At 49.6% G+C, this 15284-nt stretch carries 13 protein-coding genes; 2 read left to right on the top strand and 11 right to left on the bottom strand.

Translation table 11 applies throughout. The features are described 5' to 3' along the window. From NYE62_RS06600 to NYE62_RS06560, 9 genes are all read right to left on the bottom strand, one after another. A complete protein-coding gene (locus tag NYE62_RS06600; RefSeq protein ID WP_064116102.1) occupies nucleotides 1–900 on the bottom strand; it encodes a C40 family peptidase in 900 nt (299 codons plus the stop codon). After that, nucleotides 897–1994 (bottom strand): dipeptide epimerase, encoded by a 1098-nt coding sequence (locus tag NYE62_RS06595; protein WP_227578901.1) that lies wholly within the window; start codon nucleotides 1992–1994, stop codon nucleotides 897–899. The genes NYE62_RS06600 and NYE62_RS06595 overlap by 4 nt, the downstream gene beginning before the upstream one ends. A 6-nt stretch (nucleotides 1995–2000) precedes the next feature. After that, nucleotides 2001–2948: an LD-carboxypeptidase gene (locus NYE62_RS06590; protein ID WP_241458337.1), complete on the bottom strand. Its 948-nt coding sequence runs from the start codon at nucleotides 2946–2948 to the stop codon at nucleotides 2001–2003. A 75-nt stretch (nucleotides 2949–3023) separates the two neighbouring features. Further along, entirely contained in the window at nucleotides 3024–4643 is a 1620-nt protein-coding gene (locus NYE62_RS06585) for a peptide ABC transporter substrate-binding protein (RefSeq protein WP_031378803.1), read from the bottom strand. Beyond that, complete coding sequence (locus NYE62_RS06580) at nucleotides 4640–5668, bottom strand: ABC transporter ATP-binding protein (protein WP_237436652.1); 1029 nt, start codon at nucleotides 5666–5668, stop codon at nucleotides 4640–4642. Before NYE62_RS06580 ends, NYE62_RS06585 begins: the two co-directional genes overlap by 4 nt. A 5-nt stretch (nucleotides 5669–5673) precedes the next feature. Continuing rightward, the gene (locus NYE62_RS06575; RefSeq protein ID WP_003154782.1) at nucleotides 5674–6621 is read right to left on the bottom strand and encodes an ABC transporter permease; all 948 of its coding nucleotides are present in this window, start codon (nucleotides 6619–6621) and stop codon (nucleotides 5674–5676) included. Between the two features lie 5 nt (nucleotides 6622–6626). Continuing rightward, nucleotides 6627–7553, bottom strand: a complete 927-nt coding sequence (locus NYE62_RS06570) for an ABC transporter permease (protein WP_007610853.1) — start codon at nucleotides 7551–7553, stop codon at nucleotides 6627–6629. Between the two features lie 14 nt (nucleotides 7554–7567). Next, nucleotides 7568–8392 (bottom strand): M55 family metallopeptidase, encoded by an 825-nt coding sequence (locus NYE62_RS06565; protein ID WP_007407248.1) that lies wholly within the window; start codon nucleotides 8390–8392, stop codon nucleotides 7568–7570. Between the two features lie 155 nt (nucleotides 8393–8547). After that, the gene (locus NYE62_RS06560) at nucleotides 8548–10107 is read right to left on the bottom strand and encodes an MFS transporter (RefSeq protein WP_342497309.1); all 1560 of its coding nucleotides are present in this window, start codon (nucleotides 10105–10107) and stop codon (nucleotides 8548–8550) included. 286 nt (nucleotides 10108–10393) lie between these two features. Between NYE62_RS06560 and NYE62_RS06555 the strand changes: the two genes are divergently transcribed. Both NYE62_RS06555 and NYE62_RS06550 read left to right on the top strand, forming a co-directional pair. After that, entirely contained in the window at nucleotides 10394–11749 is a 1356-nt protein-coding gene (locus NYE62_RS06555; protein ID WP_342497308.1) for a trypsin-like peptidase domain-containing protein, read from the top strand. A gap of 99 nt (nucleotides 11750–11848) precedes the next feature. Next, on the top strand, nucleotides 11849–12025 hold the full coding sequence (locus NYE62_RS06550) for a hypothetical protein (RefSeq protein WP_014417532.1): 177 nt from the start codon (nucleotides 11849–11851) through the stop codon (nucleotides 12023–12025). Between the two features lie 88 nt (nucleotides 12026–12113). Here NYE62_RS06550 and NYE62_RS06545 read toward each other — a convergent pair whose 3' ends face one another. Then, entirely contained in the window at nucleotides 12114–13085 is a 972-nt protein-coding gene (locus NYE62_RS06545; RefSeq protein ID WP_342497307.1) for a glycosyltransferase family 2 protein, read from the bottom strand. Between the two features lie 11 nt (nucleotides 13086–13096). Then, nucleotides 13097–15244 carry a glycosyltransferase family 39 protein gene (locus NYE62_RS06540; protein ID WP_342497306.1) on the bottom strand — a complete coding sequence of 716 codons (2148 nt, stop codon included), beginning with the start codon at nucleotides 15242–15244 and terminating at the stop codon, nucleotides 13097–13099. Nucleotides 15245–15284: the final 40 nt, after the last annotated feature.

Here is a 15284-nt window from a genome sequence, read left to right as displayed (position 1 = left end):
CTATTCCCCCTTTTCGCTTATACAGCGGCGTACGGTGCATAATTCTTTTTCATAGACGGTTCCTTCAAAAGACAGCACTTCGATTGTTTTTCCCGTTTTCGGGGAGTGCAGCATCCGGCCGTCTCCCAGCGCCAAACCGACATGGTGGATCGCGCCTTTTCCTTCTTCATAGGCGAAAAACAAAAGGTCAGCCGGCCGGATATCGTTTACCGCCGCGCCGCATCCGGCTTTTGCTTGGTCCTTTGCATCACGGGGAAGGGTATAGCCGTTTGCTTTAAATATCGAATACATAAACCCGGAACAATCAAACCCGAAACCGCTCAGTCCTCCCCATAAATACGGAAGCCCGAGAAACATCATGCCCGTTTCGATGACATCGGCCGCCCGTCCTTCCGTATGCCGGCACTCGTCTGCGTCAGCTTCATTTACGAACCGTTCTCCGAGCGGCGTCACCACCCGGAAAAAGCCTTTCTCACGTCCTGATGCCGGAAGACGCGTTAAGAAACTTACTTCCAAGTCCGGTTCGCCGTTTGTGTGATATAAAATAGCTGTCGGTTTGGTAATCCATACGGCAGGGGAAGATGTATGAAAGCCGTCTTTTGAAAGCTGGCTTTTTTTCATCCACCCCGGATATCCGCGCACATCCTTGTTTGAAGGCTGGCCGGGAACGGCGACAAAAGCCCATTCCCCTTCCTCTTTGAGAATGATCACCTCTTCCCCGAAAAGCGCTTGCGTTTGGACAAGATTGTCTGTGCATAATTGCAGCCGCTCTTCATATCCCATAGACGCTAACCATTTTCTGATCTGCGGCGGGTTTTCAAGCATCGGCGCATCATACGAACGGGGAGATGACGGCAGCGTCCATACGTTGGCTGCCGCCGCTGTAACGGCTGCTCTCATCTTTTCGCCCCCTCTTGTATCGACACACCGGTAATGCCGAGACCCGGTTCGTCGGGAATCGTAATCTGACTGCCGCTGTATGTGATGCCGCCTTGAATCAAATCATCTTTCAGCATAAGCGGCGCATCAAAATCAAACCTCGTCACATTCCGTTTGCCCGCGGCAAAATGGGCCGCGGCGGTGATGCCGAGCTTGGTCTCAATCATGCTGCCGACCATGCATTCCACGCCGCACGTTTCCGCCATCGCATTGATTGTTTCCGCCTGCTTTATGCCGCCCGCTTTCATCAGCTTAATATTAATTAAATCGGCGCTTCTCGTCTGCAGCACGTGAAATGCCTGACGGGGGGTAAAGACGCTCTCATCCGCCATAATCGGCGTGTCTACGGCATCTGTGACCTGCTTCAGCCCGGCGATATCGTCTTTGTGAACAGGCTGCTCGACCAGCTCAATGCCGAGGCCTGCGTCTTCCATCTTTCGGATCGCAGTCACGGCTTCTTTCGGCGTCCAGCCTTGATTCGCGTCCAATCTCAGTTTGACGTTTCCGCCGACACGTGATCTGATCGCCTGAATCCGCGCAACATCGTCCGATATGTCACCTATGCCGACTTTTACCTTTAAAATATGAAATCCTTTGTTCACATAACGGTCTGCATCCCCCGCCATCTCCTCAGGAGAATTGACGCTGACGGTAAAATCTGTTTCCAGTGTATTCCGATAGCCGCCGAGAAGCCGGTAAAGCGGCTGTCCGTGCATTTGCGCCCATCCGTCATATACAGCCATATCCACCGCGGCTTTTGCGCTTTGATTTCTTTCCAACAGCCGGCTGGTATCATACAAAACAGCTTCCGTGCCGGAAAGGCTCCGTCCCAAGAGAGCCGGCTTCAGCACATCGTGGACGGCGCTTTCAATACCGGCCGCGCTGTCGCCTGTAATGACAACCGTCGGCGGCGCCTCGCCCCAGCCGGTCAGACCGTTGTCAAAAGTAAGCTTCACAATGACCGATTCAGCATTGTAAACCGTGCGCAAAGCGGTCTTAAACGGCTTTTTCAGCGGCACGGACATCCGTCCCGTTTGAATATCTGTAATCCTCACGCCTGATCACTCCCTTCCGGAAACCCCCGATTCAATCGTTACCGCTTTGGCCGCCGTATCCATAACCGCGCGGGCTCCGATCGGAACGGCGAAGCTCGGTGAACAATGGCCGATTTTAAAGCCTTTGAGCGCGGGCTTCCCTGATTTGACAATGTAATCGTTCAGCACTTGCTCTAAAGTAAGCGACTTTTCTTTATGCTTCGGTTCGCATTGGTGAAAATCACAGACCAGGATTCCGGCTGCGTCTGACAGTTTTCCGGCCATCTTTAATTGATTCAGCATTCTGTCGATTTGATACGGCTCCTCATCAATATCCTCGATAAATAGCAATTTGTCTTTTGTATCAATTTCAAACGGCGTGCCGAGTGTGGACGTAATGAGCGACAAGTTGCCGCCCGCAAGCTCTCCCTCGGCCCTTCCGCCTGTCAGCACCTCTAAGGGAGAAATGTCCTCCGTATAGGTAAATTCCGTTTCTGTAAAAAGCTGATGATACGACGCTTTTGTCAGGGGATCAGCATTTTCAAGCCCGACATCTGTGCTCAGCATCGGACCGTGAAATGTGACGAGCCCCGTATTTTGATGAATGGCGGTATGTAAAAACGTGATATCACTGTATCCCCAGAAAATTTTCGGATTGCGGCGGATTAAGCCGAAATCGATGTCGGAGGCAATGCGGCCCGTGCCGAATCCTCCGCACGCGCATATCACCGCTTTGACATTCTGATCACTAAACATGTCATGGAGATCATCGAGGCGCGCCCGGTCCTCTCCCGCCAAATAGCCGTGACGGGTCTTCAGCGCCCGGCCGAGTTTCACTTGAAGGCCAAGCTCATTCACTAAAAATAGCAGCGCGGTTTGCAGCGTCCCGCTCTCAGGCGGGCTTGCGGGCGCAATCACACCGACCGTGTCGCCTTTTTGCAGTGCTTTCGGTTTATGGTTCATGACTTTTTCAATCTCCTTTCCGGATTGAAAAGTGAAACACGCCGCTCCTTTAACGGCAAAAGAACGGCGTATGTTTCCGCTGTAAGATCAGGACTTTTCCGCCCACTTCAGATCAATGTAACCGACGGGGTGCCGGACAATGCCCTTCACGCCGCTGTTCTGCAGATGCACCTGATTGTAAAAGTAAATCGGAATGATCGGAGCCTCGTTCATGAGCAGTTTTTCCGCTTTATGCATGAGCGCAAAACGTTTTTTGGCATCGGCTTCCTGTTTTGCCTGCTTGATGTAGCCGTCGTATGCCGCGCTGCCCCAGCCAGTGCGGTTCATGGAATTATCCGTCTGGAAAGCCTCTAGAAAACTGATCGGATCTGCGTAATCCGGTAAAAATGAGCTTTGAGAGAACTGGAACTTCAGTCCTTTCTGCTCTTCTAAAAAGACGTTCCATTCCATATTGGCGAGCTTAACGTCTATACCGAGCACACTTTTGAGCTTCTGCTGAATCGCTTCCGCTATTTTCTTATGCTCCGGTTTTGTGCTGTATGTCAATGTAACGGCGGGCAGCTTGTCATAATGCTCTTCTGCCATGCCTTTTTCCAGCAGTTTTTTGGCTTCTGAATCATCCGGATTTAATAAACTGCCGCCCGCTTCGCGGAAATCTTTCCCGTCAGGCTGAGTAAATCCTGGGGATACAAAGGCATGTGCCGGCTTTTCACTGTTTTTGGTCACATAATCCGTGATTTCTTTCTGATCAATCGCTGCCGCGAACGCTTTTCTGATCTTTTCATTTTGAAACGGCTCCATTTTTACGTTAAAACGATAGAAATAGAGTCCGGCCTGATCCCACGTGCGGACATTTTTTCCTCCCATCAGCTGCTCGCTCAGCTCTGCCGGCACAAAGGCGGTATCCAAATCCCCCGACTGGAACATCTGATAGTCGGTATTCCGGTCACTGACCATAGCCCATGTGACTTTATCCAGTTTCACTGTCTTTTTATCCCAATACGTCTCGTTTTTGACCATCGTCATGCTGTCGTCATGCTTCCATTCCGTCAGTTTGAACGGCCCGTTGCCGACAAAAGTTTTTGCTTCAGTGAACCATTTCGGATCAGCCTTGGCGACCTTCTCATTAATCGGGAAATACGCCGGATTGGACACGACGCTCAGAAAATAATCCTGCGGTGCCGCCAATGTGACGACAAGCGTTTTTTTATCTTTTGCCGTGACTTTCACGTCTTCTTGTTTGCCTTTTCCGCTGTTAAATTCTTCCCCGCCTTTGATCATGTAGCCGAGAAAAGCGGAAGATGCGCCCGTTTTCGGATCGAGCATCCGTTTCCAGGCGTACACGAAGTCTTCCGCCGTAACGGGATCGCCATTTGTCCACTCGGCGTTATCCCGGATATTGAAGGTATATGTCAGCTTATCAGCGGACACCTTCCAGCTTTCCGCCATGGCCGGTTCGGGCTTATTATCTTTTCCGAGCCTCGTCAATCCTTCCATGATGTTATTCAGCGGCTGCCAGGAAACATTATTAAATCCGATCGGCGGATCAAGTGAGGTCGGCTCATTTTCGTTATTGAGCCGCAGCACCGTTTCACCCCCCTGTTCTTTTGCTTTGCCGGGTTCTGTCCCCGCCTGTTCATTGGCTGTACAGCCCATCAGAGCAAACGAAACAACAGCAATCACACCGATCGCCCATCTCTTTTTCATTTCAATCCCCCTTTTTCCTCTGCTGCCGTCAGCTGCTGCTTCAGCCGCTCTGCACGGTGATCCTGAAGCCAGCAGTTGACGATATGGCTTTTGGATTTCACGGTTGTTGCCGGGTATACCTTTTCACAGACGATCATCCTGTCCGGGCAGCGGGCGGCAAACGGGCAGCCCGGCGGCGGATCGAATAAATCAGGCGGCGTCCCGTCAATCGGCGACAGCTCACTATCCTCCATATCCAGCCGCGGCACTGAACGAAGCAGCCCCTTTGTGTATGGATGAGCCGGACGGTAAAAAAGATCATGCCTCGTGCCGATTTCGGCGATTTTCCCCGCATACATGACGGCGACTCTGTCGGCGGTCTGAGCGACGACGCCGAGATCGTGTGTGATCAGAATAATAGACACGCCTGTTTTTCTTTGAATCTTCTTAAATAATTCAAGGATTTGTGCTTGAATCGTCACATCAAGAGCCGTTGTCGGTTCATCGGCGATCATAATTTCCGGCTCGCAGATCAGAGCCATCGCAATCACGATCCGCTGCCGCATGCCCCCGCTTAATTGGTGGGGGTACTGCTTCAGGCGGGATTTCGAGTCCGGGATACCGACCAGATCCAGCATGGCGAGAACTTCGGAATCAGCTTGTTTTCTTGTCATGGCGCGGTGTTCCAACAGCGCTTCTGAGAGCTGATTCCCTATGGTCAAAGTCGGATTGAGCGCCGTCATCGGGTCCTGAAAGATCATAGAAATATCGCGCCCCCGGATTGCCCGCATTTCCCGATCCGACATTTGGCAAAGGTCTTTCTGTTTAAATTGTATGCTTCCGGATTCAATCTTTGCCGAATGTTTCGGAAGAAGACCCATCACGGCTTGTGACGTCACGCTTTTTCCGCAGCCCGATTCACCGACGATCGCAAACGTTTCACCTTTATATAAATCGAAGCTGACGCCTCTGACGGCTTTTACAGTGCCTCCGTATGTTGAAAAAGTAACATGCAGATTTTGAACAGAAAGAACTTGCTGCGCCATTTTTCCTACCTCCTCAGTTTCGGGTCTAACGCGTCCTGCAAGCCGTCTCCAAGTACGTTAAACGCGTACATCGTCAAGGAAATGAAAAAAGCGGGGAAAAACAGCCGCCACCAATGGCCTGATAAAATCGCCGGCAGCCCGTCGTTTGCCATGACTCCCCAGCTTGCAAACGGCGCCTGAATGCCGAGTCCGAGAAAACTTAAAAATGATTCCGCAAAAATCGCCGCCGGCACCGTAAGCGTCATTTGGACAATAATGGCTCCCATCGTATTCGGCAGCAGATTTTTCTTAATGATCCGAAATGTTTTCGCTCCAAACGTTTTCGAAGCCAATACGTGTTCATCATGCTTCATCCTCAGCACCTGCCCTCTGACAATCCGCGCCATGCCGACCCATCCCGTCACGGTCAGAGCGACGATAATGGAACTGAGCCCCGGCCCCATCAGCACCATTAACAAAATGACAACGAGCAGATACGGCAACCCGTAGAGAACCTCGATGATTCTCATCATGGCGCTGTCTGTCCGGCCCCCTTTGTATCCGGCGACGCCTCCGTAGATGACGCCGATCAAAAAGTCGATCAGCGCCGCCATCACACCGACAAATAAAGAGATCCTCGCTCCGTACCACGTTCTTGTAAACACGTCCCGGCCAAGTTCATCGGTTCCGAACCAGTGTGAAAAAGACGGCGGAAGATTCTGCTCGGCGAGCGTCTGCCTTGTCACGCTGTGCGGTGATATCAGCGGACCGAACACAGCCGATAGAAACAGGCAGCATAATATCACAAGGCCGGCCATCGCCAATTTGTTCTTTTTAAGCCGCCGCCACGCATCCTGACTGTAAGACAGGCTCGGACGCTTGACCGACTCGGTTTCACCCTTTCTTTCCGCGCCCGGCTGAAACCAGTCATCAGGCACTTCTGTGTGTTTTACCGTTTCTTGCGGGAGATTCATCAGGATCATCCTTTCTTATGAAGTTTTATGCGCGGGTCTAACAGGCCGTATGCCAAATCAACCAGAAACAGCAGGACGATCAGAATCACACTGTAAAATACGGTCGTTCCCATGATGACCGGGTAATCTCGCTGATTGATGCTTTCTACGAAATATTTGCCCATTCCCGGTATGGCAAAAATTTTCTCGATGACGAAACTGCCCGTTAAAATACTTGCGGCAAGCGTCCCGAGTACTGTCACAACAGGCATAAGAGCATTTTTCAATGCGTGTTTGATCACAATTTTGACGGGAGAAAGCCCCTTTGCTTTTGCCGTGCGGATGTAATCCTGAGTCAGCACTTCGGCCATGCTTGATCTTGTCAGCCTCGCGATAATGGCCATGGGACCAACGGCAAGCGCAACAGTCGGCAGGACCATGTGGACGGGACTCGTCCAGGTAGCTGCCGGAAACCATTTCAGATGAACCGCAAATTGCTGAATCAGCAGCGTAGCCATAATAAAATTCGGAATGGAAATCCCGAGCACCGCAAGGCTCATGGCCGCATAGTCGAGAAAGCCGCCGCGCCTGAGAGCGGCCATTATGCCGAGCGCGAGTCCGGAAATAACAGCGATGATGATCGCCGTTATCCCAAGCTCAAATGAGACCGGAAACCCGCGTTCAAGCATAGCGTTTACACTGTCTGACGGTTTTTTAATTGAAGGACCGAAATCAAAGGTAAGAATGGATTTTAGATAGATGGCGTATTGAGTGATAAGAGGTTCGTTCAGATGGTAGTAGGATTCGAGATTTCGCTGGACCGCTTCGTTTGTGCCCCGCTCTTCGTTAAAAGGCGAGCCGGGTATCACTTTCATCATGACAAATGTCAGAGTGGTGATGACGAGGACGGTCATAATCATGGCGATAAAACGTTTGATAAAATACCGCAGCAATGCCGTTCACCCCTTTAACAGAATGTTGTTCTCATGGCGAGTTCTGTCATGACGAGCATGGCCTGATAGGCTTCCGGCATGTCTTTTGCCTGAAATTGAACGATTGTCGTTCCCGGGATGATTTCTGTGCCCGGCATTAAATGGGCCCATTCAGCCTGTCCGTAGTTGGCAAATTCAATGCCTAATACAGGTCTTTCAGGCGGAGTCAGCGGTTTGACCTTATCTTTATTTTTGAGCGCATAGGCTGTTTTTTCCGTCAGGAGCCGTCCGGCTTTTTGAGGGGACAGGCATTTGACCGCGGTTCTTGAAATGGTTTGTTTGACGGCGGCAGTCGTCACATTCGGGATCAGCTCCTCCGCTTCTTTTGCGGCGCAATCATCTCCGGCAGCCATGATGACCGGGACATCGTAAAATCCGGCGAGATAGGCATTTAACCCCAGTTCACCGACCGGCTTATCATTTATGTAAAAGTGGCGGACGCCGAATATCATGCTGTGCGACATAACGCCCGGCATCGACGCTCTCGCATGATAGCCGATAAACATTACGCCCGAATACGATTCATCAAGCCCCTGCATCATGGAAAACGGCTTGACATCCCCCGTAATCAGCTCTGCCTCAGGGTGAAGTTTTTCAGCGAGCAGATTATTCATCTTTGAGTGGCTGTCATTCACGGTCACTTCCGTGCATCCGTTATTAAACGCTTCTGCGATGCACCAGTTTGCTTCTTCGGTCATCAGAACCCTGCCGCGCTCATAATTGTGCATGCGGGAATTGACAAATGTTTCATCAGGCAGTCCGGAAATCCCTTCCATATCCACAGATAGATACAGTTTCATGTAATGCCTCCTTTTTTACTTAAAATTTCGATATTAAATTATGAATATTCTAACAAATTATATTAAAAAAGGATGAAACATGCAATATACCATTCTGCCATTATGGGAAAAAACAAACCCTTTTCACCGGGAAAAGGGTTTGCTGATAGAAATAGTTACATACTGTTTTTGCTTATATGATGACGCTGAAACTGTCTGACCGCACTTCTGTATTCATGATCGGGAATGACCTGATGCCTGATCGGTTCAGGAGCCTGCGGCGAAGGCTGTTCAGCAGCCTGCTTACGGACGGCATGCGGTTTATGCGCCAGCTTATGTCCCATGCCGGTCGCATTCATGACAAATGATAAACACACTAAAAGCAAGCTTAAGATGAAAGCAATAAGAAACAAATCGCTGTATGTCCCCATCAGCAGCTCATGCGGTGATTGTGTGCCGCGCGCGCCCCGAAGCGTGCCGGAAGCATCTCTTTTCGTAAAATACCCTATTAAAACAGGTGCGCCCATATAAATGAAAAGCCTCAAAAACTGAACTGCCGTCATGCGTTTCACCAGTTCCGGAAGCGGTCCGCCCAACGCGGCTCCCATCAGTCCGGCTGCCACAATAAGCCCTGTCCCGGCCGCCAGCATCACGAAAAGCCCCGCAAATAGAATAAGCGGTATATGATGATCCGCCGTCATCCATTGGAAATTCACGAACACCAGTATAACAGAGCCTGTTATGCCGAGCATGCCCGGACCGACTTTATCATATGCTAATGCACTGATGACAGCGGCGATGGCCACGCCTCCCAAAAGGCTCGCATAAAGGAATATCAGTTGAGTTTGTGACATATGATATGCGGTCTGAAGCTCCCCGTGAAATGCAGAAAGACTGACCGCTATGGAAATACTGCCCGCAGCGATCATGAAAACACCCAGAATCGGCTTTGGAATGAGCATAAGTTTAATCGAAATCAGCGCATGTTCGTTTCTGTACTGCATGATCAGCAAGATCAGAAGAATGACGATGCTTCCTCCAAATCCCGCCAATGTCTGCCATGATGAAAAGCCCCATTTCGGCAGATGAATAAATGTATAGGCGGTCAGCACGGCTGATACACCCGCTAACAGAAAACCGATGCCGTCAAATGGAGATTTTTCAGCATTTTTATGAGCGTCATCCCGCAGCCACATATAACTGAAAATGAGGCCGAAAAAAGACAGCAGGCCAAAAATGCCGAACAGCCAATGCCAATGGCCGGCGCTTGCCGCCGCCGTGCCTAAAACGGTTCCCATAATGACGGAACCATAAAATCCGCCGATTAACACAAATAATGCGTAATTCCGGCGCTCAATCGGAAACGAAAGCACCAGCATCGGGATCATAATCATCAGCATAGTGCCCGCCGCAGCTCCCTGTAAAAAACGGCCCGCGGCGAGCGGATAAATATCATTTGTCACAGCAGCAAGGAGCGCTCCGATGACACCCGCGGCCATCGAAATCATATAGACAGGCCGGGAGCCGAATCTTTTTCTTAAATACGGCCCCGCCGGCACGAATAAGGCAAAAGCCATATTACCGATAATAATCGGATGAAAAGAGTCAAAGTTTTCTCCGCCGACCGTCTGCCGGACAAGGCTTTGGACAGCCGAAAGAGCGGTATTCGACATCAGCCCCGGCCCGACCGCCAATACAGCGAGCAGAGAAATAATCCAGTGATGTTTTTCTTTCATTTGACAGCTCCTTTCTTACTATTTGACAAAGTGAAAAAGCTAACAGATTTCCCCCATTAGCTTGACAGAATTTTTCATATCTTTTCATGTGAAGGATTGAACATAATATCTCATTATTATTTCAAATCCGATGGAAATTGTCAATATAAAGCGCCGCCGTCCGATTTCGTCTTTTTCACAATTTCCCACAATCTTTTCATTATTATCCCACACTTTTTGTTTAAGATGGAGTCAGTAATAATAGGCAAATCATGCTATGATGAAATAGAGAAACGGAGTGAACATGATGGATAACTATCGTGATGAAAATCGGACAGACCAAAAAGAACAGGAAGTCCTTTTAGTAAAAGAAAACCCGCAGCCGGCCGGATATTCCGCGCCGGACGAGGACAAGAAAAAACGAAGCTTCGGCTGGTTCAGACCGCTTCTCGGCGGAGTGATCGGCGGAGGGCTCGCCCTCGGCATCTATACATTTACGCCGCTTGGAGACCATCAGACTCAAGATACTTCCAATCCGGCTCCCGCTCAGGAAACGTCATCGGTAACCGCCAAGCAGACATCTTCTGAATCAGACAGCGGCAAATCGGCAAACAGCTCATCGGCAAATTCAAGCAGCATTTCGAATATGGTGGAAGACATTTCACCGGCGATCGTCGGGATCACCAATCTGCAAAAGCAGCAAAGCAGTTCCGATTTATTCGGATTCGGATTCGGATCAAGCTCAGATTCAAACTCTAATTCGTCGGGTGATGATGCGGAAACGGGATCGGGTTCAGGCGTTATTTTTAAGAAAGCAAACGGCAAAGCGTATATCATTACGAATAACCACGTGGTCGAAGGCGCCTCTTCCCTTAAAGTGTCATTATATGACGGCACCGATGTAACAGCTAAACTCGTCGGCAGCGACTCTCTGACAGACTTGGCCGTTTTAGAAATCAGTGATAAACACGTGACAAAAACGGCAAGCTTCGGCAGCTCATCCGCTCTCAGAACGGGTGAATCCGTCATCGCCATCGGTGATCCGCTCGGAAAAGACCTTTCCCGCACCGTCACACAGGGCATCGTGAGCGGCTTAAACAGAACCGTCTCGATCTCTACGTCAGCCGGTGAGTCAAGCATCAACGTCATCCAAACCGATGCCGCCATCAATCCCGGAAACAGCGGCGGACCGCTCTTGAATACAGACGGCAAAATCATCGGCATCAACAGCATGAAAATCAGCGAAAGTGATGTAGAAGGCATCGGCTTTGCCATCCCGAGCAACGATGTAAAACCGATCGCCGAAGAGCTTCTCACGAAAGGACAGGTGGAGCGCCCTTATATCGGCGTGAGCATGATCGACTTGGAACAAGTGCCGCAAAACTATCAGGAAGGCACACTCGGGCTTTTCGGCAAACAGCTGAATAAAGGCGTTTATATTCGCGAAGTGGCGCAGGGCTCACCTGCAGCCAAAGCCGGATTAAAAGCAGAAGACATCATTATCAGCTTAAAAGGGAAAGAAACCGGCACGGGCAGCGAACTTCGCAATATTCTCTACAAGAATACGAAAGTCGGCAGCACCGTTGACGTGAAGATTATCAGAAACGGCAAGGAAATGACGAAAAAAATGAAACTGACTCAAAAAGAAGAAACATCTTCTTAACAAAAATCCAAGGCAGCCGCCTTGGATTTTTTATATACAGATGAAACTTCAGGCCTGGATCAGCCGTATGACTTAGTGTACAAAGGAGGATACATACACATGAAACAAACCGGACTTTTGCTGGTCGTTACCGGCCTGATCTTGCTGCAGCTGAGCATTCAGCTTCCTCAGCAAAACGCTGCTTGGGGAATGACGCTTGGCGCAAGCATTTTACTGAACCTTTCGGGAACCGGACTGATCATGCGCTCTCTGCACACGCAGACCGGCCGCAGATGAATAAAAAAAGCCGCGGGACATTCTGTCATCCCGCGGCTTTTATTTCACATAAAAGCACCCTGTCTGCTGGCCGGACAGGGTGTTTCGGTTAAGACATATGCTGGTCCCGATAAATCTTTTCGTTTTTCATGCCGTACGCTTTTTGCACGATATAGAGCGGACGGTCTTTTGCTTCGTCATAAATCCTTCCGATATATTCGCCGATCATTCCGAGCATTAATAGAACGATGCCGCTGAATAACAGCTGTATCACAATCAGAGAGGACCAGCCCGTAATGGTGCTGTTCGTAAACAGCTTCATGTATAAAACGATAAACATATAGAGAAAACCCGCTCCGGACATGATCATTCCCGCGTAGCTTGCCGCCTTGAGCGGTTTATGAGAGAACGTTGTGATCCCGTCCATGGAAAGCTTCAGCATTTTTTTAAGCGGGTATTTCGTTTCCCCCGCAAGCCGCTCATCACGTTCATATTCTACAGCAGTCTGCTTAAAGCCGACCCAGCTGACGAGTCCTCTGACAAAAGGATTTTTTTCTTTTAATCTTTTCATCTCATCACAGACTTTTCTGTCCAGCAGGCGGAAATCTCCGGTGTCGAGCGGAATATCAATATCAGTCACGCTCCGCAGCAGCCGGTAAAACATAGAGGCCGTCTGTTTCTTGAAAAAGGTTTCTCCCTTTCGTTTCGTTCTGACGGCGTACACCACATCGTAGCCTTCTTTCCACTGCTCAATCATATCAAGGATTAATTCAGGAGGGTCCTGCAAATCGGCGTCAATGACGGCGATTGCATTCCCCTCTGCATAATCCATACCCGCTGTGATCGCGATCTGATGTCCGAAGTTTCTGGAAAAGTCAATAATTTTCACTCTCGGATCAATCAGACTTTGCTCTCTTAAAATCTCAATGCTGTGGTCTTTGCTTCCATCATTGACAAAGATCAATTCATAATGCTCTTTTGTTTGATCCATGACTTCTTTCAGGCGCTGATAGGTTGTCTGAATGACGAGTTCCTCGTTATAAACCGGGACGACTATTGAATATTGAATATGTCTGCTCATGTTTTTTCCTCCTATTCATCAGATTGAAGTTCGTATAGTGAAGCTGACTGATTCATTCCGCCCGGCCCGCCGCTCATTCGGCTGTTTTTACCCGCGGCCTTGCTGCTTTTTGTATCAGCCGGATCACTATTTTTCGTTTTCTGATCTGTGCTTGATTGCCATTTATCTGAAGATACTTTCTTTCCGTTTTTCTCAACCCACTGCACAATATCGTTATTTCCGCCTTTGCCCATTCCGGATGTTAAGAAGTATTTTACTTTCCCTTCTTTTACGAGCTTTTTAAATTGAGTCAGCGTAATGGCCGGGTCAGACCCGCTGAATCCGCCGATCGCCATGACCGCTTTTTTCGTTTTAATAATGTAAGGCGCCGCCGTGTTGGAATCGGTTGCAGCAAATAGATAGTCCGCTCCGGCGTTATGTTTCTCTAAATAGTTGATCAGTTTTGTATTGACAGATGCGTTATCCATTCCCATGCCTTTTCCGCTTGTTGAAGCGAGCTGAGGGCCTGTTTCAGGCAATGAGCTGTTGCCTCCGTACAGAAGCGGTGTGCTCGCCCAATAAATCGGCATGACCATCAAGACGAGAAGGGCTGCAAGTGAAACATAATAACTTAGCGGTTTTTGGCGCTGTTTGAATACGAACAGGGCGATTGCTGCCACTGCGCCGAGAACGCCTGCTCCGATGCTCCAGCCTGCGCCGATTTGATCATTGTAGTTTCTGAGGATAAACAGCTCAAATCCGGTTGTCACAAGAATAGCGGCCGGCAATAGCCAAGTTTTCCATCCCGCCTGCTTGCGGTACAGATGAACGAGGGCGACCCATCCCGCACCGACAAGTGCCGCGATCGGAGGCGCCAGCATAATGAGATAATAATGGTGGAAAAATTCCGCCACACTGAAGAATCCGGCAATCGGCACAAGCCACGCTGTCCAAAAGATCGTTTCCTTCTGTTCTGCTGATAATCGTCTTCTTTCTCTCGCCCCGGCGATCAATAAACCGGCCATTCCAAAAATCGCAAACGGCAGGAGCCAGCTGATCTGATCAGATAATTCCGTTTGGAAAAGGCGCAGCGGACCAGGGGTCCCCGTTCCGAACCTTCCTGAACCTGATTGCATTTTCGAGCCGGTGCCTGTACCGCTTTTTCCTCCGCCTCCGCCGCCATCTCCGCCGCTTGGAGGGCCTCCTTGACCGCCGCTTGGCATTTTCCCGTTAGATGGAGGTGCCGTCATACTGCCGGTTTGTGATTTGTCTCCGCTTGCTGAACTGCTGCTTGAAGACTGGCCAGGCGGTTTTTGCATTTGTGAAGAACCGCCGGAAGAAGACATCTCTTTCGATGCGTTTCCGTCCGGTCCGCCCTGGCCGCCGCCGGAACTTTGCCCTGTCAGCCGCTGAATCCCGTTATATCCGAAAGCCAATTCCAATACGGAGTTTGTCTGGCTGCTTCCGACATATGGCCTTTTGCCGGCAGGAATATTATCAACAATGAGCGGCCATGACAATGAAACGGCTGCTAAAACGGCTAACGCGCTTACCAATGAAATGATTTTTTTCTTAATCGTGGTGTTTGCCGCAATCATATAGAACAGCAAGAAGGCCGGCAAAATCATATAAGCCTGAAGCATTTTTGTGTTAAAGCCTGCTCCGACGACAAAAAATGCCGCCAAAAGCCAGATCAGTCTGCCTTTTCTGATCGCTTTAAAGAGAAGCCATGTGGCGAACAAGAGGAAAAAGACCAGTAAAGCATCGACATTGTTCGTCCGCGCGACCGCTACTGCGATCGGTGTACACGCCATGACAAATGAGGCGATGCGCGCCGCCGTTTTTCCGAACGTCGGCTTTATTAATAAGTACATGAATAGAACTGAACCTACACCCGCCAATGCCTGAGGCAGGATAACGCTCCACCCGTGCATACCGAATATCAGCGCGCTGATCGTTTGAATCTGGTATGTAACAGGCGGTTTATCTACCGTGATAAACCCGGCTGCGTCAAATGAAGCGTAAAAGAAATTATGAAAGCTTTGAAGCATACTCGTTACCGCTGCAGTGTAATAAGGATTCACCGTATCATCATTCCAGATGTTGTACATATTCAAGAATGCGGAAGCGAGTAAAATGAGAATGAAGACTGCGTCTATCTCGCGTTTTTTCATTTTCACCTGTGTTTTCACTCCTTTTGTTTAACTTTGAACAAGTGTA

Origin of the sequence: Bacillus sp. FSL K6-2861, assembly GCF_038630725.1 — a bacterium.
GTDB lineage: Bacteria > Bacillota > Bacilli > Bacillales > Bacillaceae > Bacillus > Bacillus velezensis.
This window is presented reverse-complemented; position numbering and strand designations above follow the sequence as displayed.

Excerpts from the sequence above, each read along its gene's own strand:
- NYE62_RS06565 (WP_007407248.1), bottom strand. The coding sequence starts at position 8,392 with ATGAAACTGTATCTATCTGTGGATATGGAAGGGATTTCCGGACTGCCT.
- NYE62_RS06580 (WP_237436652.1), bottom strand. The coding sequence starts at position 5,668 with ATGGCGCAGCAAGTTCTTTCTGTTCAAAATCTGCATGTTACTTTTTCA.
- NYE62_RS06560 (WP_342497309.1), bottom strand. The coding sequence starts at position 10,107 with ATGAAAGAAAAACATCACTGGATTATTTCTCTGCTCGCTGTATTGGCG.
- NYE62_RS06600 (WP_064116102.1), bottom strand. The coding sequence starts at position 900 with ATGAGAGCAGCCGTTACAGCGGCGGCAGCCAACGTATGGACGCTGCCG.
- NYE62_RS06550 (WP_014417532.1), top strand. The coding sequence starts at position 11,849 with ATGAAACAAACCGGACTTTTGCTGGTCGTTACCGGCCTGATCTTGCTG.
- NYE62_RS06545 (WP_342497307.1), bottom strand. The coding sequence starts at position 13,085 with ATGAGCAGACATATTCAATATTCAATAGTCGTCCCGGTTTATAACGAG.
- NYE62_RS06575 (WP_003154782.1), bottom strand. The coding sequence starts at position 6,621 with ATGAATCTCCCGCAAGAAACGGTAAAACACACAGAAGTGCCTGATGAC.
- NYE62_RS06555 (WP_342497308.1), top strand. The coding sequence starts at position 10,394 with ATGGATAACTATCGTGATGAAAATCGGACAGACCAAAAAGAACAGGAA.
- NYE62_RS06585 (WP_031378803.1), bottom strand. The coding sequence starts at position 4,643 with ATGAAAAAGAGATGGGCGATCGGTGTGATTGCTGTTGTTTCGTTTGCT.